Annotated in this window: 19 protein-coding genes; 6 read left to right on the forward strand and 13 right to left on the reverse strand. The window is 71.4% G+C overall.

The window, feature by feature from the left end; translation table 11 throughout:
* Positions 1-157: 157 nt before the first annotated feature.
* Positions 158-649, forward strand: coding sequence for an Lrp/AsnC family transcriptional regulator (locus MZC64_RS04405; protein WP_247755755.1), 492 nt, complete (start codon positions 158-160; stop codon positions 647-649).
* Between the two features lie 16 nt (positions 650-665).
* The gene (locus MZC64_RS04410; RefSeq protein WP_247755756.1) at positions 666-1,013 is read left to right on the forward strand and encodes a hypothetical protein; all 348 of its coding nucleotides are present in this window, start codon (positions 666-668) and stop codon (positions 1,011-1,013) included.
* A gap of 159 nt (positions 1,014-1,172) precedes the next feature.
* Here the strand turns inward: MZC64_RS04410 and greA are convergent, their stop codons facing one another.
* The gene (greA, locus tag MZC64_RS04415) at positions 1,173-1,658 is read right to left on the reverse strand and encodes a transcription elongation factor GreA (RefSeq protein WP_374205616.1); all 486 of its coding nucleotides are present in this window, start codon (positions 1,656-1,658) and stop codon (positions 1,173-1,175) included.
* A gap of 179 nt (positions 1,659-1,837) precedes the next feature.
* Entirely contained in the window at positions 1,838-2,209 is a 372-nt protein-coding gene (locus MZC64_RS04420) for a DUF4307 domain-containing protein (RefSeq protein WP_247755757.1), read from the reverse strand.
* Positions 2,210-2,402: 193 nt separating this feature from the next.
* Between MZC64_RS04420 and mca the strand changes: the two genes are divergently transcribed.
* Together mca and MZC64_RS04430 are read left to right on the forward strand one after the other, a co-directional pair.
* Positions 2,403-3,284 (forward strand): mycothiol conjugate amidase Mca, encoded by an 882-nt coding sequence (gene mca, locus MZC64_RS04425; protein ID WP_247755758.1) that lies wholly within the window; start codon positions 2,403-2,405, stop codon positions 3,282-3,284.
* Positions 3,281-3,592, forward strand: coding sequence for a hypothetical protein (locus MZC64_RS04430; protein WP_247755759.1), 312 nt, complete (start codon positions 3,281-3,283; stop codon positions 3,590-3,592). The genes mca and MZC64_RS04430 overlap by 4 nt, the downstream gene beginning before the upstream one ends.
* Here MZC64_RS04430 and MZC64_RS04435 read toward each other — a convergent pair.
* From MZC64_RS04435 to MZC64_RS04460, 6 genes are read right to left on the reverse strand one after another with little or no spacing between them, the layout of a single operon-like run.
* A complete protein-coding gene (locus MZC64_RS04435) occupies positions 3,589-4,368 on the reverse strand; it encodes a DNA polymerase beta superfamily protein (protein ID WP_247755760.1) in 780 nt (259 codons plus the stop codon). The genes MZC64_RS04430 and MZC64_RS04435 overlap by 4 nt on opposite strands.
* Complete coding sequence (locus MZC64_RS04440) at positions 4,365-5,057, reverse strand: DNA polymerase beta superfamily protein (protein ID WP_247755761.1); 693 nt, start codon at positions 5,055-5,057, stop codon at positions 4,365-4,367. The genes MZC64_RS04435 and MZC64_RS04440 overlap by 4 nt, the downstream gene beginning before the upstream one ends.
* Entirely contained in the window at positions 5,054-7,588 is a 2,535-nt protein-coding gene (locus MZC64_RS04445) for a polynucleotide kinase-phosphatase (protein ID WP_247755762.1), read from the reverse strand. Before MZC64_RS04445 ends, MZC64_RS04440 begins: the two co-directional genes overlap by 4 nt.
* Positions 7,585-8,985: a 3' terminal RNA ribose 2'-O-methyltransferase Hen1 gene (locus tag MZC64_RS04450; protein ID WP_247755763.1), complete on the reverse strand. Its 1,401-nt coding sequence runs from the start codon at positions 8,983-8,985 to the stop codon at positions 7,585-7,587. Before MZC64_RS04450 ends, MZC64_RS04445 begins: the two co-directional genes overlap by 4 nt.
* 42 nt (positions 8,986-9,027) lie before the next feature.
* The gene (gene gabT / locus MZC64_RS04455; protein ID WP_247755764.1) at positions 9,028-10,368 is read right to left on the reverse strand and encodes a 4-aminobutyrate--2-oxoglutarate transaminase; all 1,341 of its coding nucleotides are present in this window, start codon (positions 10,366-10,368) and stop codon (positions 9,028-9,030) included.
* Positions 10,365-11,675 carry an amino acid permease gene (locus MZC64_RS04460; RefSeq protein ID WP_247755765.1) on the reverse strand — a complete coding sequence of 437 codons (1,311 nt, stop codon included), beginning with the start codon at positions 11,673-11,675 and terminating at the stop codon, positions 10,365-10,367. The genes gabT and MZC64_RS04460 overlap by 4 nt, the downstream gene beginning before the upstream one ends.
* A 90-nt stretch (positions 11,676-11,765) precedes the next feature.
* On the opposite strand from MZC64_RS04460, the gene MZC64_RS04465 reads away from it, so the two are divergent.
* Complete coding sequence (locus MZC64_RS04465; protein ID WP_247755766.1) at positions 11,766-13,268, forward strand: PucR family transcriptional regulator; 1,503 nt, start codon at positions 11,766-11,768, stop codon at positions 13,266-13,268.
* 30 nt (positions 13,269-13,298) lie between these two features.
* Positions 13,299-15,326 (forward strand): thioredoxin domain-containing protein, encoded by a 2,028-nt coding sequence (locus tag MZC64_RS04470; RefSeq protein WP_247755767.1) that lies wholly within the window; start codon positions 13,299-13,301, stop codon positions 15,324-15,326.
* Here the strand turns inward: MZC64_RS04470 and MZC64_RS04475 are convergent.
* From MZC64_RS04475 to MZC64_RS04495, 5 genes are all read right to left on the reverse strand, one after another.
* On the reverse strand, positions 15,279-16,397 hold the full coding sequence (locus MZC64_RS04475) for a pentapeptide repeat-containing protein (RefSeq protein ID WP_247755768.1): 1,119 nt from the start codon (positions 16,395-16,397) through the stop codon (positions 15,279-15,281). The genes MZC64_RS04470 and MZC64_RS04475 overlap by 48 nt on opposite strands.
* Positions 16,394-17,140, reverse strand: coding sequence for an ESX secretion-associated protein EspG (locus tag MZC64_RS04480; protein WP_247755769.1), 747 nt, complete (start codon positions 17,138-17,140; stop codon positions 16,394-16,396). Before MZC64_RS04480 ends, MZC64_RS04475 begins: the two co-directional genes overlap by 4 nt.
* 2 nt (positions 17,141-17,142) lie before the next feature.
* A complete protein-coding gene (locus MZC64_RS04485; RefSeq protein ID WP_247755770.1) occupies positions 17,143-17,928 on the reverse strand; it encodes a hypothetical protein in 786 nt (261 codons plus the stop codon).
* 24 nt (positions 17,929-17,952) lie between these two features.
* Positions 17,953-18,294 carry a PE domain-containing protein gene (locus MZC64_RS04490; protein WP_247755771.1) on the reverse strand — a complete coding sequence of 114 codons (342 nt, stop codon included), beginning with the start codon at positions 18,292-18,294 and terminating at the stop codon, positions 17,953-17,955.
* Positions 18,295-18,420: 126 nt separating this feature from the next.
* A complete protein-coding gene (locus tag MZC64_RS04495) occupies positions 18,421-19,101 on the reverse strand; it encodes a hypothetical protein (protein ID WP_247755772.1) in 681 nt (226 codons plus the stop codon).
* Positions 19,102-19,158 lie beyond the last annotated feature (57 nt).

Here is a 19,158-nt window from a genome sequence, read left to right on the forward strand (position 1 = left end):
GTCACGTTTCCTCCAACTTGCCCTGGCGGTCAATTCGGTGTCCGCAGCATGAGGTCGCGTGACAAGCTGTGCAACACTCAGTAAATTCACTGGGCAATCTGCTCAGTACCACCAGGTAATATCCGATCAGAGTGAGCAGACTGACCAGGAGGTGTGCGTGCTTCCCGCCGACGACGAGGCGCTGGACGCGCTGGATGCCCGGCTGTTGCTGCTGCTGACCGACGAGCCGAGGCTGGGCGTGCTGGAGTGCTCGCGGCGGCTGGGCGTGGCCCGGGGCACCGTGCAGGCCCGGCTGGACCGGCTGGTCAGCCGGGGTGTGCTCGGCGGCTTCCCGCCCGCGCTGGACCTGGCCGCGATGGGCTACGGCCTGACCGCCTTCGCCGTGCTGGAGATCGCCCAGGGCCACCGCGGCGAGGTGACCGCGCACCTGGCCGCGATCGACGAGGTGTGCGAGGTGCACGCCACCACCGGCCAGGGCGATCTGCTGGTGCGCATGGTGGCCAGGGACAACGACGACCTGCAGCGGGTGATCGACGAGGTGGTCGACGTCGAGGGCGTGCGGCGCACCTCCACCTCGATCGCGCTGTCCACCCCGGTCCGCACCAGAGTGAGACCTTTGCTGGAACGGCTGGTCGGCGACGGGCGATGAGCCCATCCTGGGAGGTATGCGTGCGCACGAGGTGGAGATCGGCGCGACCTACCGGGTTCGGCCGCAGCACGACCACGGCACCCTGGCCTGGCTGTTCAGCGGACCGGACGAGTTCGAGCTGACCGTCACCGGCGCCGGCGCGATGCTGGGCGAGGTGTCCGCGGTGGTCGGGGTCCGGGTGATCGACCGGCACAACGTCAGCCTGCCGCTGCCGCCCGAACAGGCCCAGCGGATGGGCCTGCCGGCGGGGGTGGACTATCTGGTGCAGGGCGTCCTGGTGGACGCCGCGTCCGGGGCGCTGGTGAGCAGGCCGACCATGGAGTCGGTCACGGTGCCGGTGAGCTGGCTGTTCCCGGTGGCCTGACCGAACTGTCGCGGGGAGCCCGGCTGCCCATCCTCGGTGATCTTGGTTACCCGCCGGCCGCGGTGCTCGCGCGGCCCGCCGGGATGAACCACCTCAGCCTGCTCTGAACGCACCGAACGGGCCCGGGGAAGTCCCGGGCCCGCTCAGTGAAAGCGCTGGTCAGCTCTGGTACGGCACCGCGTCCAGCAGGGTGACCTTCATGGTGCGGCCGTTCGGCGTCGCGTACTCGCGGGTCTCGCCGACCTTGGCCTGCAGCAGCGCCGCGCCCAGCGGGGAACTCGGCGAGTAGACCTCCAGGTCACCGTGCGAACCCTCCTCGCGGGTGGCCAGCAGGAAGGTCTCTTTCTCGTCATCACCGTCGTAGCGGATGGTGACGACCATGCCCGGCTGGGCGATGCCCGAGTCAGTGGGCGCCTCACCCACCTTGGCCTGTCGCAACAGCTCCTGGAGCTGCCGGATCCGGCCCTCCTGCTTGCCCTGTTCCTCGCGCGCGGCGTGATAGCCACCGTTCTCCCGGAGGTCGCCCTCCTCACGGCGGGCGTTGATCTCCGCGGCGATGACCGGACGGTTGGCAATGAGATCGTCCAGCTCGTGCTTGAGCCGGTCGAAAGCATCCTGGGTCAGCCAGGTCACGGTCTCGGCCACGGTCACCACTCCTCGTCTCCTCCAGGCCCACGGCTGTGGGCTGGTCGCTCCTGGCAGGGCTGCACCAGGAAACGGAAAAACACGGCCCACGCCGGGGCCGTGCTGTCAGGCGAGGGTAACATGGTTACGTGTTCAGCGGGTGGAAATTACGGCTGGCGAGGACCGCTGGCAGGCGCAGTTCACCCGCTTGGCCGCGTGGTGGTCGACAGGTACTCCGGGACCTGGTATGAGCACCCGAACACCACCGCGGTGATGCCCGGCCGGGAGGTCTTGATCACGGCGGACTCGATCACCGTGCTCTCGCTGGGCGCGATGTAGACCTCGCGCCGGCCGACCTCGTCGCCGTCCTTGGACCGGGCCCGGACCACGCACACCGCGGGGCGCTCCGGCTGGTCCCGCGCGACCTCGAAGCTGATCTTCACCGATGTGGGATCGAGCACCTCGTACGCGGTCTGCTTGCCCTCGATCGGCGTGACGCCGAGGTTGCGGTAGCCGACAAAAGCCAGCACCCCGCCCACGGACAGGCCCGCGACCAGCAGTGCTACCCGCACCCAGGGGGGTGTCCTTCGATCGGAGGACCGGCCATAACGACCCTCCGGCAGTGGACGCTCACCCATCGACGCGGACCTCCTGGCCGTCTTTGTCGTACCCGCAGGGAACAATGGGCTGCGACGCCCGCGTTGAGTATCCATGACCGCGCCGACTGGGGGTCGCGCCGGGCTGACGAGAGGACCACGAACACCCATGGCAGAGAAGCTGCGCCTGATGACGGTGCACGCCCACCCTGACGACGAGTCCAGCAAGGGCGCCGCCACCACGGCGAAGCTGGTGGCCGACGGGCATGAGGTCATGGTCGTGACCTGCACCGGGGGCGAGGCGGGCAGCATCCTCAACCCGGCGATGGACCGGCCGGAGATCGTAAACAACCTGGCCGCGGTGCGCCGCGAGGAGATGGCCAGGGCCGCGGAGATCCTCAAGGTCCAGCACCACTGGCTGCCCTACGTCGACTCCGGCCTGCCCGAGGGCGACCCGCTGCCGCCGCTGCCCGAGGGCTGCTTCGCGCTGGTGCCGCTGGAGGAGTCCACCGCCGAGCTGGTCAAGATCGTGCGCGAGTTCCGCCCGCACGTGATGATCACCTACGACGAGAACGGCGGGTACCCGCACCCGGACCACATCCGCTGCCACGAGGTCTCGGTGGCCGCCTTCGAGGCCGCGGGCGACCCGGACCGCTTCCCCGAGGCAGGCGAGCCCTGGCAGCCGCTGAAGCTCTACTACTCGCACGGCTTCTCCCGGAAGAAGCTGATCACCTTCCACGAGACCCTGCTCGCGCGCGGGCTGGAGTCGCCGTATGAGGAGTGGCTCAAGCACTGGGACTCGGACAAGCCCGATGTGATGGAGCGGGTGACGACCCAGGTGGAGTGCGGGGAGTACTTTGAGGTCCGGGACGAGGCGCTGAAGGCGCACGCCACCCAGATCGACCCGACCAGCAGGTGGTTCGCGGTCCCGCTGGACCTCCAGCGGGAGGTGTGGCCCACCGAGGAGTACGAGTTGGCCCGCTCGCTGGTCGACACCACGTTGCCGGAGGATGACCTGTTCGCCGGCGTCCTGACCCAGGTGCGTACATGACTTTGCTCGACACGGTTGGCCACCACGAGACGACCGCTCTCGTGGTGGCTCAGCCGAAGAAGCCGGAGGAGCCCGGCGGCCGCGGCGAGGACTTCGGCAAGTCCAGCCCGGTGGGGCTGGTCCTGCTGATCCTGTTCTTCATCGCGGTGGGTTTCCTGGTGCGCTCGATGAACAAGCACCTGCGCAAGCTGCCCGCCAGCTTCGACAAGGACGCCCCGGCGGCCGAGGAGACCCCGGCGGCCCCGGAACCGGCGGAGAAACCCGCCGAGTCCAAGGCCAAGCCCGAGGCCACCTCCGGCGCTTCCTAAGGCCGCAGCCGTAGCACCAGCTGGTGCATGTCCTCGTGCACGGACGGCTCCTGCGGCAGCGCGGAGCCGTTCTCGGCCACGTCCAGCCATTCCAGCCAGCTGAGCAGGTCCGCGGCCAGGGTCTCCGCGTCCGGCGCGCCGGAGACCGAGTCCAGTGGCCGGTGCTCGCCCTCGACCTTGGCCGTGATCAGCTCGGTCAGGTAGCCGGGTCCGCCCTGGGCCTCGATCAGGCTGGGCAGGTGGGCCAGCACCTGGCCGGTGCGCAGCAGGTGCACCCCGGTGAGCAGCGCGCGGAAGGTGTAGAGCAGCGGTTTCAGCTCGCCGTTGCGTTCGAAGAGCCGCCACTGGGTCTTGGCGAAGCCGCGGTAGTGGTGGGCGTGCCTGCTGGTCAGGAACCCCGGCGCGAGCGCGATCAGCTCCTGGTGTGCCTCGGTGCTGTGCACCACCAGCGGGGAGAGCAGCTGTTCGGCGACATAGCCGTTGGGGCGTAACAACAATCGGGCGAACTTGGCGATGTCGTGGGTGACCAGGTCCAGTTCGGTGCCCTCGTGCTCCCACATCCGTTCGACCGTCTCCGGTCCGTAGCGCAGGCCGGCCAGCTCGCTGGTGGCGAGCAGGTGCACCCCGCGCAGGTCCACGTCGGAATCCTTCGACGGGAAGCCGTACAGGTGCGCCCCGGAGACGGTGGCGAACACCAGCGGGCGGTCCTGTTCGGCCACGATGCCGGTCAGCGCCGTGGCGTCCAGGTTGGCGGTGCTCAGGTCTTGCAAGCTCACGTCAGCTCTCCTTCCACGGACCGTCGACGCACCGAGACCAGCCAGCGTTCCACCGCGGCCCGATCCGGCATCGGCGGCAGCGGGCTTTTCTGCTCGGCCAGCTCGATATCTGCTTGCACGCCGATCACCCTGGTGCGCACCGATTCCCAGTCCCGGCCGCCGGATCTGATCTCCAGCAGCTCGTCCCGGTACGGCGCGGCGTCGATGCTCAGTTCGCCGGTGCGCACCAGGTGCTCGCACGCCAGCAGCAGTCGCAGCCCGTGCATGACCTGCTTCCACTTCGGGTCCCCGCCCTCGGCCATGGTGGCCTGGGCGCGGGTGAACTGCTGCTCGGTGGCCCGGCGGAAGGTCTTCACCGCGCGCAGGGACAGGAAGGCGGGCAGCAGCGCGCGTAACTCCGTGCCGACCGCCGTGCACTGCTCGACCCGGTCGGAGGCGAGCAGGTCCAGCACGCTCGGGTTGGCCTTGAGCGCGAGCAGGCAGAAGTGCTCGGCCTCCCAGCTCATCCGCTCCGGCTCTGGGCCTTCCACGCTGTCCGGGGGCTTGACCATGCCCCAGAACAACTCGGTGGGCGCGGCGTAGACCCCGCGCCGGTCGATGTCGGAGTCCGGCCCGGCCAGCCCGTAGGCGTGTGAGCCGATCACCGCGGACAGGATCGTGTGCTCCCGCACCAGGTCCAGGACGATCACAGTCGCGGGTCCACCGGCTCGGACTCCAGCGCGAGCACCGCGAACACGCACTCGTGCACCCGCCACAGCGGTTCGCCCGCGGCCAGCCGGTCCAGGCCCTCCATGCCCAGTGCGTACTCGCGCAGTGCCAGGGACCGCTTGCCGGCGATCTTGCGCTGGCGCACTCGCTGGAGGTTGGCCGGTTCGGTGTAGTCCGGTCCGTAGATCAGCCGCAGGTATTCCCGCCCGCGCACCTTCAAGCCCGGCTGCACCAGTCCTCGCTTTCCCCGGCTCACGTTCGCCGCCGGTTTGACCACCATGCCCTCGCCCCCGGTGGCGGTCAGCTCCTCCCACCACGCGACGGCCTTGGCCACGGACGCCGGATCCTCGGCATCCACCGCGATGGTGCGGGTGGCGGTGAACAGACCGGGCGCCACGGAGATCATCTTGTCAGCCTGGGCCAGGTGCCAGGCGTGCGCGGTGCCCGCGTGGTTGCGGCCCTCGGAGGCCAGCAGCTGGAACGGGGCCAGTCGCAGGCCGTCCAGGCCGTCGGTCGGCCAGCAGTAGCGCTGGTGCACCACGTCGAAGGCGGCGGCGTTGGCCAGCCGGGATTCGGTGCGCGCCAGCAACTCCGCCACGTCCAGCCCGCGTCCGGCAGCCTGGCGCAGGGTGTCGGCGGCCACCGGCAGCGCGGCGGTGGCCGCGGCGCCGACCGCGGCGTACTGCTCGCGGATCAGCCCGCCGGCCTTGGCGCTCCACGGCAGCAGTTCGGCGTCCAGCAGCAGCCAGTCGGTGTCCAGCTCGGCCCACAGCCCGGCCGCGCCGATCGCGTCCCGCACCCCGGCGAGCAGCTCGTCACCGCGGTCATCGGCGAAGAAGTCACGCCCGGTGCGGGTGTGGATCACGCCCGGCCCGGCCACGCCGAACCGCTTGCGCGCGGTGTCCTCGTCGCGGCAGACCAGCACCACCGCGCGCGAGCCCATGTGCTTCTCCTCGCACAGCAGCTCGCGCACGCCGTCGGCCAGGTAGGCGGTGAACGCCTCGGCCGGGTGCTCCAGCAGGTCCGGCACGGCCGAGGTGTTCACCGGGGCCATGGTCGGCGGCAGGTAGAGCAGCCAGCGCGGGTCCAGGGCGAACCGGCTCATCACCTCCAGTGCGGCCGCGGCGTGCTCGGCGGTCACCGTGACCCGCCCGTGCAGCTTGGTCTCGATCACCCGCTTGCCCGCCACATCGGACAGTTCCAGCAGATCCGGCTCGCGCTCCGGCGGAGCGGCCGGGATGAGCGGCTTGGTCGGCTCGTACCAGACCTTCGCCGAGGGCACCGAGACGATCTCGCGCTCCGGGTAGCGCAGCGCGGTGAGCTTGTTGCCGAAGACCGCGCCGGTGTCCAGGCACATCGTGTTGTTGACCCACTCCACCTCCGGGGTGGGGGTGTGCCCGTAGAGCACCATGGCCTGGCCGCGGTAGTCGTTTGCCCACGGATACCGCACCGGCAGCCCGTACTCGTCGGTCTCGCCGGTGGTGTCGCCGTAGAGCGCGAAGCTGCGCACCCGGCCGGAGGCGCGGCCGTGGAAGCGTTCCGGCAGCCCGGCGTGCGCGATGACCAGGTTGCCGCCGTCGAGCAGGTAGTGCGAGACCAGGCCGTAGCAGAACTCGGCCACCCTGGTCTGGAACTCCTTGGGCTGCCCGGCGAGCTGGTCCAGGGATTCGGCCAGGCCGTGCGAGACGGTGACCTTGCGGCCGGTGAGCGCGCGGTGCAGCTTCTGCTCGTGGTTGCCGCAGACGCAGATCGCGGTGCCGGCCTCGACCATGTTCATCACCAGCCGCAGCACACCGGGGGTGTCCGGGCCGCGGTCGACCAGGTCGCCGACGAACACCGCGATCCGGCCTTCCGGGTGGCTGGCGCCGACGGCCTTCTTGTTCTCCCACTCCAGGTTCCAGCCCAGGTTGATGAGCAGTGACTCCAGTTCGCCGCGGCAGCCGTGCACATCGCCGATCACGTCGAACGGTCCGGTCAGCCCGGTGCGGTCGTTGATCAGCGGCTGCATCACGATGGTGGCCGCGTCGATCTCCTCCTGGCCGTGCAGGGTGTGCACCTTCTTCAGGCCCTCGCGCACCAGGTGTTTCTGCGAGCGGCGCAGCTGGGAGCGCTGGCGGGCGATCACGTCGGCGCCGAAGGTCCGGTCAGCGCGTGCGGCGTTGCGCTGCACGCACACCGCTTCCGGCACATCCAGCACGATGCCCACCGGCAGCACGTGGTGCTGCTTGGCCAGTGCGATCAGGGCGGCCCGGGAGCCGGGCTGCACGTTGGTGGCGTCCACGACGGTGAGCAGTCCGGCGGCCAGTCGTTTGCCCGCCACGTAGTTCAGCGCGTCGAAGGCGTCCGCGGTGGCCTCCTGGCTGTTCTCGTCATCGCTGACCAGACCGCGGAAGTAGTCGCTGGAGAGCACCTGGGTCGGCTTGAAGTGCTTGGCGGCGAAGCTGGACTTGCCTGCGCCGGAGACGCCGATGAGCAGCACCAGCGACTTGTCCGGGATGGACAGTTCGGTCATCGGGTCACCTCCGTGCGGCGGAACAGGGCGAGCTGGGTCGGCGGTCCGACCTCGGGGTCCGCCGGGCCGACCGGGCGGAACTCCACGTGGTAGCCGTAGCGCTGGGCGATGTCCTGGGCCCAGTCCCGGAACTCCGCGCGGGTCCACTCGAAACGGTGGTCCGGATGCCGGAACTCACCTGCGGGCAGGTCCGGGAAGCGCACGTTGTACTCCACGTTGGGCGTGGTGACCAGCACCGATGCGGGCTGCGCTCCGCCGAAGACGGCGCGGGCCAGCGCGGGCAGTCGCGGCGGGTCGACGTGCTCGACGACCTCCATCAGCACCGCCGCGTCGAAGCCGCGCAGTCCGGCGTCCACATAGGTCAGCGCGGACTGGCGCAGGGTGAGCCGCGCCGCCACGTGCTCGGACATCCGGTCCAGGTTGAGCCCGCGTTCGGCGTTGGCCAGCGCCTGCGCGGAGACGTCCACGCCGAGGATGCGGGTGAAGTGCAGATCCGCCAGCAGCCCACGCAGCAGCGCCCCGCCACCACAACCGAGGTCGACCACCTGTTTGGCGCCGATCTCCTTGAGCAGAGCCATGATCGTGTCGCGCCGGGTGGCCGCGAGCGGTTCCCTGGCCGGGGTCTCGGTGATCACGGCCGGGTCCAGCGCGTTGTCCAGGGCCTCGGGTTCGGTGTCCTCGGCCTCGGCCAGCCGGGTCAGCGCGGCGTCCACCAGCCCGCGGCGGTGCCGCAGGTACCGACGGCTGACCAGCTCGCGTTCCGGGTGCCCGCCCAGCCAGTCCGCGCCGGCGCGCAGCAGCTTCTCCACCTCGTCCTCGGCCACCCAGTAGTGCTTGACGTTGTCCAGCACCGGGAGCAGCACGTAGAGGTGGTTGAGCGCCTCGGCCAGCCGCAGGGTGCCGGTGAGTCGCAGGTCTACATACGGCGAGTCACCCCAGCCGGTCATCGGGATCGGCCGGGCGTCCACGGTCCAGCCCAGCGGCTCGAACAGCCTGGTCACCAGGTCGGCTGGGCCGTGACAGGGCACGGCGGGCAGGTGCACCTGGAGCGGTAGCGGGGTGGCGGCCAGTTCCGGCTTGGCCTCGCAGCGACCGCCCAGTGCGGTGCGGAAGACCTTGCCCAGCGCCACCGCGAGCATCGAGGAGGCCACGTAGGGCCGGTCGTTGACGTAGCGGCCCAGGCTGAACGCGGTGTTCTCCCGGCCTCGCCGCACCAGCTCGATCGGGTCGAGTTCCAGCAGCAGCCCGACCGTGCACTGATGCTCTTCCGCCTGTGGGTAGAACACGTGCGCGGTCCCGGCGGCGACCTCGAAGGTCTGCACCTTGCCGGGATGCTTATGCAGCAGGAAGCCGAGGTCCGTCGCCGGCTGATGGGTAGTGGTCAGGGTGAACAGCACGAGCAGGGAGTATCCCCGCTCGCGCTGCTCCCCGCTCTCGCATTAAGCAGCTTCTGAAGCCGCCTCCCGGATCGCCGTCTCCAGCACGTCCAGGCCCTCGGCCAACAGGTCCTCGCCGATCACCAACGGCGGCAGCAGGCGGATGACGTTGCCGAAGGTGCCGCAGGTGAGCACGATCACCCCGGCCGCGTGGCAGTCCGCGGCGACCCGCTTGGCCAGCGCCGCGTCCGGTTCGCCGCCGTCCTGGACGAATTCGATCGCCAGCATCGCGCCCCGCCCGCGTACCTCGCCGATGCTCGGGGTGGTCGCGGCGAGCGCGCGCAACCGGGTACCGGCCAGGGCTTCGATGCGGCGGGCGGCGGCGGCCAGGTCGAGTTCGCGCATCCGGGCGATGGTGGCCAGTCCGGCGGCGCAAGCGAGGGGGTTGCCGCCGTAGGTGCCGCCCAGACCGCCGGGGTGGACCGCGGACATCACGTCGGCGCGGCCGGTGACCGCCGCGAGGGGCAGGCCGCCCGCGATGCCCTTGGCGGTGGTGATCAGGTCGGGGACCACGTGCTCGTGGTTGACCGCGAACCAGTCGCCGGTGCGGCAGAAGCCGGTCTGGATCTCATCGGCGATGAACAGCGCGCCCGAGGCGGTGCACCAGGCGGAGAGTGCGGGCAGGAAACCCTGCGCCGGGACCACGAAGCCGCCCTCGCCCTGGATGGGTTCGATCAGCACCGCGGCCACGTTCCGCGCGCCGACCTGGGTCTCGATGGCCTCGATTGCCCTGGCCGCGGCCTCGGGGCCGGTGAGCCCGTCCCGGTACGGGTAGGACATCGGCACCCGGTACACCTCGGGTGCGAACGGGCCGAAGCCCTGCTTGTACGGCATGTTCTTGGCGGTCAGGGCCATGGTGAGGTTGGTGCGGCCGTGGTAGGCGTGGTCGAAGACGATCACCGCGGCCCGGCCGGTGGCGTAGCGGGCGATCTTGACCGCGTTCTCCACCGCCTCCGCGCCGGAGTTGAACAGCGCCGAGCGCTTGTCGAACTCGCCGGGGGTGATGGCGTTGAGCTGCTCGCACACCTCGACGTAGCTCTCGTACGGGTTGATCATCACGCAGGTGTGGGTGAACCGGGCGGCCTGCTCGGCCACGGCCGCGACCACCACCGGGTCCGCGTTGCCCACCCCGGTCACCGCGATGCCGGAGGCCAGGTCGATCAGCGAGTTGCCGTCCACGTCCACCAGCACCCCGCCGCCCGCCTCGGCGGCGAAGGCCGGCACGGTCACCCCGATGCCGGGGGCGACCGCGTTCTCCTTGCGCGCCAGCAACTCCTGCGACCTGGGGCCGGGCAGGGCGGTGGCCAGCGTGCGCTGCTGGGGCGGTCCGGCCTGTCGGGTCATGACGTGACGCTCCTCTGGTTTCGTTGGCGCAGAAGGGAAACAACCAGCACGGCGGCGGCGACGCCCAGGCTGACCAGCAGCTGCGGGCGGGCGCCGGGGTCGAAGAGCATGCCGATCAGCAGCGCGACCATGGCCAGGATGCTCAGCCAGGTCAGCACCGCCCTGGACCGGACCGAACGCAGGTGCGACACCGCGATCACCAGCCACACCAGCAGCGCGATCGCGCCGGAGGAGTTGACCAGGAAGGTGAACACGTCCTGCGGCGCGAAGTAGTTGAGCGCCACGGTGCCGAAGCCGAACACGGTGGAGACCAGCACCGCCCGGCGCGGCGATCCGCTGCGGCTGAGTCGCTGCCAGGACCGGGGCGCCTCACCGCGTCCGGCCAGTGAGAAGGCCATCCGGGATGCGGTGTACAGGCCGGAGTTGAGGCAGGACAGCACCGAGGTCAGCACCACCACGTCCATCACGGTGGCCGCCCCCGGCAGCCCGAGCCGGGCCAGCACCGCGACGTAGGGACTGGTGGCCACGCTGGCGTCGTCGTAGGGCAGCAGGGTCACCACCACGGCGATGGAACCCAGGTAGAACACCAGGATCCGCCACACCACCGAGCGCACCGCGATCCGCACCGCGCGCTGCGGATCGGCCGACTCGCCCGCGGCCACGGTGGCGATCTCCGCGCCGAAGAAGGAGAACACCACCACCAGCATCGCGGAGAACACCGGCGCGGCCCCGTTCGGGAAGAACCCGCCGTGGCCAACGAGGTTGTCCGTGCCGGGGGAGGTGATCCCGGGCAGGGTGCCCGCGATGGCGGCCACACCCAGCAGCAGGAACACCGTGATCGCGGCGACCTTGACCGAGGCGAACCAGAACTCGAACTCGCCGTAGGAGCGCACTGAGAACAGGTTGGTCGCGGTGAGCAGCACCATCAGCGCCAGCGCCCAGCCCCACTGCGGGATCGCGGGCAGCCAGCGGTGCACGATGGCCGCGCCCGCGGTGGCCTCGATGCCGACCGTGACCACCCAGAACCACCAGTACAGCCAGCCGATGGAGAACCCGGCCCAGCGGCCGATCGCCCGGTCGGCGTAGGTGGAGAAGGAGCCGGTCTCCGGGGTGGCCGCGGCCATCTCGCCGAGCATCCGCATCACCAGCACGACCAGCAGCCCGGCCACCGCGTAGGAGATCAGCACGGCCGGGCCTGCCTTGGCGATGGCCGCGCCGGAGCCCACGAACAGCCCGGCGCCGATCACCCCGGCGATGGCGATCATCGACAGGTGCCGCTGCCGCAGGGTGCGTTCCAGGGTGGCCATGGGCCCGAGTGTGCGAGCCGCCACACCCGGCGGGAAGTCGACAAACTGGCTAGGTTGGTCTCGCCACCACTCCACTGTGTAGAGGTTCTCGTGCCGCTGACCCTGCGCGCGCTGCTGGAGCTGCCCGACCTGGGCCTCCGGCTGCTGGCCGGTGAGCCCGGCCTGGACCGGCCGCTGCCCTGGGCGCACGTCAGCGAACTGGCCGATCCCACCCCGTTCCTGGAGGGCGGCGAACTGCTGCTGAGCACCGGACTGGCGTTGCCGCGCGGCGCGCGGGAGCGACGGTCCTACCTGGACCGGCTGGCCGCGGCGGGTGCGGCCGGACTGGCCTTCGGCACCGGGCTGAGTCACCAGCAGGTGCCGGCCGAACTGGTGAAAGCCGCGCGGGCGCGGGATTTCCCACTGCTGGAGGTGCCAAGGGCGACCCCGTTCATCGCGGTCACCAAGGCGGTCAGCCGGTCGCTGGCCGCCGACTCGCACGCCGAGGCGACCCGGATGAGCGGCGCGCTGCAGGCCCTGGCCGGCGCGGCCACCGGGGTGGACGGACTCGGCGCGGTGCTGCGGCGGCTGGCCCGCGAACTCGACGCCTGGGTGGTGCTGCTCGACGTCGCCGGCGAACCGTTGCGGGCCGCCCCGGCCAGTGCCCGCGGCCGGGTCGCCGGGGCCGCCGAACTGCTGGACCGGCTGCGTGCGGCCCGGCCACCCGCCGCGGTCACCGTGCAGGCCGACGGCGAGCGGGTCACCGCGCAGGCCCTCGGCGCGGGCAGGCGGACCAGGGCCTTCCTGTTGCTGGGCAGTGCCCGCGCCTGGACGGTGGCCGAACAGCACCTGCTCGGCGCGGCCGCCTCGCTGCTCGCGCTGGCCCTGGCGCAGACCGGCGGCCTGGACTCGGCCGCGCGCCGGTTGCGCGCCGGACTGTTCGAGCTGCTCGCCGCCGGGCAGCGGGACCTGGTCGCCGAGGTGGTCCGGCCGCTGTGGGGCGCGCTGCCCGCGCCGCCGCTGCGGGTGCTCGCGCTGACCGGCGCCGCCCCGGCCCGCACCGCCGCGGCCGACCTGCTCAGCGCCCAGGGCATGGCCGAACCCTGCTTTTTCGCCGAGGTCGAGGACCAGGTGCTGGTGCTGGCCGAATCACCCGCGTTGCTGGCCTGGTGCCGCGAGCTGCCGGCCAGGGTGCCCGGCCTGACCCTGGGTATCTCCGACCCGGTCACCGAGGTCGCCGAAGGCCACCGGCAGGCCCTGGCCGCCGCGGACGCCGCCCGCCGACACGGCCGGGTGGTCCTGAAATTCGCCGACCTGGCGGGCTCCGGACTGCTCGGGCTGCTCGACCCGCGCCGCGCCGCCGCCTTCGCTGAAGCCTTGCTCAGTCCGCTGAGCACGCACGATGCCACCGGCCGCGGCGACTTGCTGACCTCCCTGAGGGCGTGGCTTGGCCACCATGGACAGTGGGACCCGGCCGCGCAACAGCTTGGTGTCCACCGGCACACCTTGCGTAACCGAATGCGTAGGGTGGCCGATCTGCTGGGCAAGGACCTGGAATCACCCGGAATCCGCGCCGAGCTGTGGCTCGCCCTGCACCTGCATCGGCCAGACTGACCTCGCCACCGACGCTCGGGAGACGCACTCATGCCGAACCGCCTCGCCGCGGCGACCAGCCCGTACCTGCTCCAGCACGCCGACAACCCGGTGGACTGGTGGCCGTGGTGCGACGAGGCGTTCGCGGAGGCCCGCCGCCGGAACGTGCCGGTGCTGCTCTCGGTCGGCTACGCGGCCTGCCACTGGTGCCACGTGATGGCGCACGAGTCCTTCGAGAACCCGGTGATCGCCGAGCTGATGAACGCCGGGTTCGTCAACGTCAAGGTCGACCGCGAGGAACGGCCGGACGTGGACGCGGTCTACATGGAGGCCACCCAGGCGATGACCGGCCACGGCGGCTGGCCGATGACCTGCTTCCTCACCCCCGAGGGCGAGCCGTTCCACTGCGGCACCTACTACCCGCCGCAGCCGCGCCCCGGCATCCCGTCCTTCCAACAGCTGCTGGCCGCGGTGAACGAGGCCTGGACCGAACGCGGGGACGAGGTGCGCGAGGCGGCCCGCTCGGTGGTGGCCCAGCTGACCGAATCCGCCCGGCCACTGCCACAGTCCACTGTGGACAGTGAGGTGCTGGCGCAGGCGGTGACCGCGCTGTCCCAGGAGTTCGACCCGGTGCACGCCGGATTCGGTGGCGCGCCGAAGTTCCCGCCGTCGATGGTGCTGGAGTTCCTGCTCCGCCACCACGAGCGCACCGGCTCGCCCGAGGCGCTCTCGCTGGCCGAGCGCACCTGCGAGGCCATGGCCCGCGGCGGCCTCTACGACCAGCTCGGCGGCGGCTTCGCCCGGTACAGTGTGGATGCCGCCTGGGTGGTGCCGCACTTCGAGAAGATGTTGTACGACAACGCGTTGCTGCTGCGGGTCTACACCCACCTGGCCCGCCGCACCGGCTCCGCGCTGGCCCGCAGGGTCGCGGTGGAGACCGCCGAGTTCCTGCTCACCGACCTGCACACACTGCAGGGCGGCTTCGCCTCCTCACTGGACGCCGACACCGACGGCGTGGAGGGCCTGACCTACGCCTGGACCCCGGCCCAGCTCACCGAGCTGCTTGGCGCCGAGGACGGGACCTGGGCCGCGAAGTTGTTGCGGGTCACCGAGACCGGCACCTTCGAGGACGGCATGTCCACTCTCCAGCTGCTCGCCGACCCGGACGATCCGGCGCGCTGGCAACGGATCCGCGCCGTGTTGCGCACGGCGCGGGCCGCCCGCCCGCAGCCTGGCCGGGACGACAAGGTGGTCACCGCCTGGAACAGCCTGGCCATCGCCGCGCTGGCCGAGGGCGGCGCCTACTTCGACCGGCCACAGTGGATCGACGCCGCGGTCTTCGCCGCCGACCTGCTGCTGGGCACCCACCTGGTGGACGGCAGGCTGCGCCGCAGTTCCCGCGAGGGCACCGCGGGCGCCGCGGTCGGCGTGCTGGAGGACTACGCCACCACCGCCGAGGCATTCCTGGTGCTGCACCAGGTCACCGGCCAGTCCCGCTGGCTGACCCACGCCTGCGGCCTGCTGGACACCGCACTGGAGCAGTTCGCCGACCCGGAACACCCCGGCGTCTTCTTCGACACCGCAGCCGACGCGGAGAAACTGGTCCGCCGCCCCAGCGACGTCTCCGACAACGCCACCCCCAGCGGCGCCGCCGCACTGGCCGGCGCCCTGCTGACCGCCTCCGTGCTGGCCGGCTCCGACCGGGCGAGCACCTACCGGGTGGCCGCGGAGAGCGCGCTGAGCCGGGCCGGCGTGCTGGCCGCACGGGCGCCCAGGTTCGCCGGCTGGTGGCTGGCCGTGGCCGAGGCGGTGCAGCACGGTCCGGTGCAGGTCGCGGTGGTCAGCTCCGGCGCGGACAACCGCCGCTGGGAACTGATGGCCGCCGCCCGCTCCGCGCTGCCCGCGGGCGCGGTGCTGATCGGCGGCGAGCCGGACGAGCCGGGCGTGCCACTGCTGACGGCCCGCCCGCTGGTCAACGGCACCGCCGCCGGGTACGTGTGCCGGGGCTACGTCTGCGAGCGGCCGGTCACCTCAGTCGTGGAGCTGACCGGAGCCATTCGCCGCGCGGTCCGGAGCTGAGGCCGGGTCCGGACCGATCCGCACCCCGTCCAGCCGCAGCGGCGCGGCGAAGAAGGTGCAGGCGAAGTCCGGCCGCCGGGCGAACCAGGAACCGGTCAGGCTGACCAGCCCGGCGAACCGGCAGTCGGTGAAGTCGGTCCGGTCGGCGAAACCGGCCATGCAGTGCACCGAACCGTCGAAGTTGGCCTGCCGGAACTCCGCGGCCCGCTCGAACCGGGTCTGGGCGAGTTTCACCTGCTCCCGCACCTTGATCGAGGCGAACCCGGCGGCCTGCCGGAACTCGGCGCGGTCGGCGGTCAGCTCGCCCAGCCGCGCCTGCTCGAAGTGCGCCGGACCGTGGAACACGGCGTCGCACAGGGTGAGCCGCCTGGCCACCTGGATCTCGCGCAGGCTGGTCGGGCCGTGCAGCACCGCGCGGCTGAGGTCCACGCTGGTGAAGGACAGCCTGGCCAGACTCAGCCCGTCCAGCACGGTGTCGGACAGGTCCAGCACCAGCTGACCAGGCGCCGACCGCAGCACCCGGTCCAGCACCTTCTGCGTTTCCCGGCGCAGATGCCGCGCCCCCGGCTCCTCGGCCGGGATCGCCTGCCGCAGGAACACGCACACGATGTCGACCACCTGCTGGGCCATGGCCGGGCGGGCCGCGGCGATCCCGGCCAGCGCGTACAGCGCGCCCACCCGCACCTGCGCGGCCGCGTTGCCCAGTAACTCCACCGTGCCGACGAAGCTCTCATCGGCCACCCGCTGCCGCTCCTGCTCGTGCTTGAGCTGGTCCAGCTCGTGCCGCTGGAGTTCCAGCGCCTGTTTCTGCCGCTCGGTCTCGGCCTTCTCCCGGTCCAGCTGCGCGCGTTCCTCCTCCACCCGCCTGCGCCGGTCGGCCAGCCAGGCGGTGTACCCGGTCAGCACCATGGTGGCCAGCGCGGTGCTGGTCAGCATCGGGCTCTGGCCGAACTCCTGGCCGGTGATCAGCAGCCAGGGCACCACCACGAGCAGCGGCAGGAAGGTCATGCCGATCACCGCCAGCGGCAGCCGCTCCCGCCGCCAGCGGCCCTCGATCCACCGCCCGGTCATCGCGGGTCCAGCAGTTCGCCGACCGTCCGGGCCAGCAGCTTCGGATCGGCCCGGACCAGCGTGGTGTGCGTGCCGACGGCGTAGACCAGGTGCCTGCCGCAGCGCTCGCCGTCGTTGACCAGCAGCTGCCGCTCGATCCGCCGCGGGGTGTCCCAGCCGGCCCGGACGGTGCCGCCGATCTGCGCGCGGCGCACCACCGGATCGGCCACCAGCGGCGCCAGCACACCCCGGTCCGCCTTGGACAGCGGCCGGTCCCACGGATCGGGGCCGCCCACGGTGAACGCGCGCAGCTGGGTGGTGGGCACGGACAGCTGACGCAGCGTGCCGCGCGGGTGCTCAGGCAGTTCGGCCAGCAACGCCGTGGCCAGCCCGGTGTCCCGCACTTCCCGCAGGGTCAGCCCCGCGGGGGTGAGCACGGCCAGCCCGGCCCGGTCCGGCCCGCCCGCGGCGGCCAGCGCGCGCACCCAGCCGCCCCGGCCGATCAGCCTCAGGTCCAGCGACCGGCTGTGCTCGGCGAGCAGCCGGACCAGCGCCAGCACGTCCTCGGCGATCCGCCGGTCGTCCCGGTATCCCTTGGCGGCCAACTCGTCCATGCCCTGGCGCAGGCTCGCCGCCCGGTCCGGATAGTCACCGGTCTCCGGCGCCACGTCCAGCACCACCGGCTGCGGCCGGTCCTCGTGCACCGCCTGCCAGAGCGTGCTGAAAGCCAAGCGGGACAACGGTTCTCGGCTGAAGTACGACATGGCTATTCGCCGATCACCGGAGGCACGACGGTCAGGTCCGTGCTGAACGGATCATCCGGATCCGCCACGAGGTGCCGCAGATAGCGTTGTTCCGGCTCCTCCCACCTTGGCGGCGGGGCGGGTGCGGGGGCAGGCGGTGGCGGGGGTGCGACGGGCCGCGAACCCCGTGGCCCGAAGCTGCCCGGCAGTGGAATCGGTTCGGTCTCCGCCTCCGCCGCGCGCACCACCCGGGGTGGGGGCGGCGGCGGGGCCGGGCGAACCCGGACCGCCGCGGGCCGGGTGGGCAGGCCGAACAGCACCGCCCGCTCGTACCCGCCGAGCACGTCCCGCGCCCGATCGGTGACCTGTCGGACCTGCAGTTCCGCCCCGTGCAGGTCCGGGGTGTGCAGCCAGGCCGCGCTGGTGGTGTCCAGGAACCCGGTGCTGTGCGCGGGTGGCGGCGGCAGCTGGGCAGGCACGCTGGTGCGCACCAGGTCGAACTCGGTGGCCACAGTCGACAGCAGTTCCCGCGCCGCGGCGGCCTGGGCGTGCGCGTCGACCAGCAGCGCGCTGGTGGTCGAGGCGAGATCGGTGGCCACCGACGCACCGCGGTCGGTGTTGTGCCGGGTGAACTCGGCGAAGGCCCGGTCGTAGTCGCCGCGCAGTTCGTCCAGCTCAGCCCAGATCCGGTGCCAGTGATCCGCGGTCAGGTACAGCGGAGCGGTCCCGGCTCCGGTGTGCACATCAGCGCAGATTCGCGCGATCGGCGCCTCCGGCCACCAGATGATTCCCTCGTTCCAGGTGGTCAAGATTTCCCGCCCCCCGTGCCCGGCTTATTTTTCGCTAGGTAAACCCTGAACGTGCGAATTGTCACGCTCGACGGTCCGGTAATCGGCTGCCATGGCCGTGGCGGCACTGAGCTGCCGTCGTAGTTCGATGATCGCCTGGTCCATCTCGGCCAGGAAGGAGTCCGGCCCGCGGTCGACCAGATCCCGGTACCTGGCCATGGCCAGCGCGCTGACCGGGTCTTTCGCCGGTGGCGCCAGCCCGGTCGCCTGCAGCCCCCTGCTGCGCAGCACCTCAAGTCGATCGAGCACCAGCCGGAGTCGCGCCGCCAGCCTGGCCGCGCTTTCCGGACTGATCCGCATGGTGGCCCCGGAATCGGGAGGTGCCATCCGGTGTCCTTTCTCGACGGTCGAGAGTAGAGACACTACGACACGCCCCCGACAAGCAAAACAACCCCATCGGGTTACCGGCCGGTTATCAAGTTGAATGACCAACAATTCCTTGATCGAATTGCTTCAGCGGGCCAGCATGCCCAGGTGGATGCGTTCGAACTCCATTACGTCCACCGCGGCTGGATCGTCCAGCAGCGCCAGCACCGCCCCGCGCGGGGTCAGTCGCAGCCCGGCCGGCGGGTTGGGCAGCAGGTCGGCGCGCTCGGCGTTGAAGTAGGTCCACCAGCCCAGCCGGTGCGGCCACTGACCGGGCGGCGGCACGTCGTCCCCGAGCGGGTCGGGCAGCAGCGACCACACCTGTTCCAGCGACCACTCGTCCTCAACCCGCCCGAACAACCCGTCGAAGCGCTCACCCAGCTCCACCCACAACTCGGTCAGCCCCCGGTGCCGCAGCCGGTACCCGTCCGCCTCGGGCCGAGGTTCGCGCCAGGTCCCGCCGGAGAGCGTCAGGCCCACCGAGGTGGGAGTGGTGTGCAGGGAGACTGAATGCTCCTCGGCGTCCCACAGTGAGATGCACCGGCGTGCCTCGGCCAGCCCGATGACGAGTTCCGCCCGGCTGACCTCCCGGAGTCCATCCTCCGGACCGTCCTCGGCGGCATGCGGGTGGATGCGCGGCGCGAGTCGCCAGCCGCCGTCGGCGAAGAGCGCCAGCATCCGCTCGATCCGGGCAGGTGTCCACGGCACGGCGTGGTGCATCTCCCAGTCCCAGTCCGACCCCATGACCTCATCTTCGCTGTTCTCCACGGGCGAACGCGACCGCGAAACGAAGTACTCGCCAGCGGCGTTGAAAGAGGTGTAAGC

This window comes from Crossiella sp. S99.2, from assembly GCF_023094165.1.
GTDB lineage: Bacteria > Actinomycetota > Actinomycetes > Mycobacteriales > Pseudonocardiaceae > Crossiella.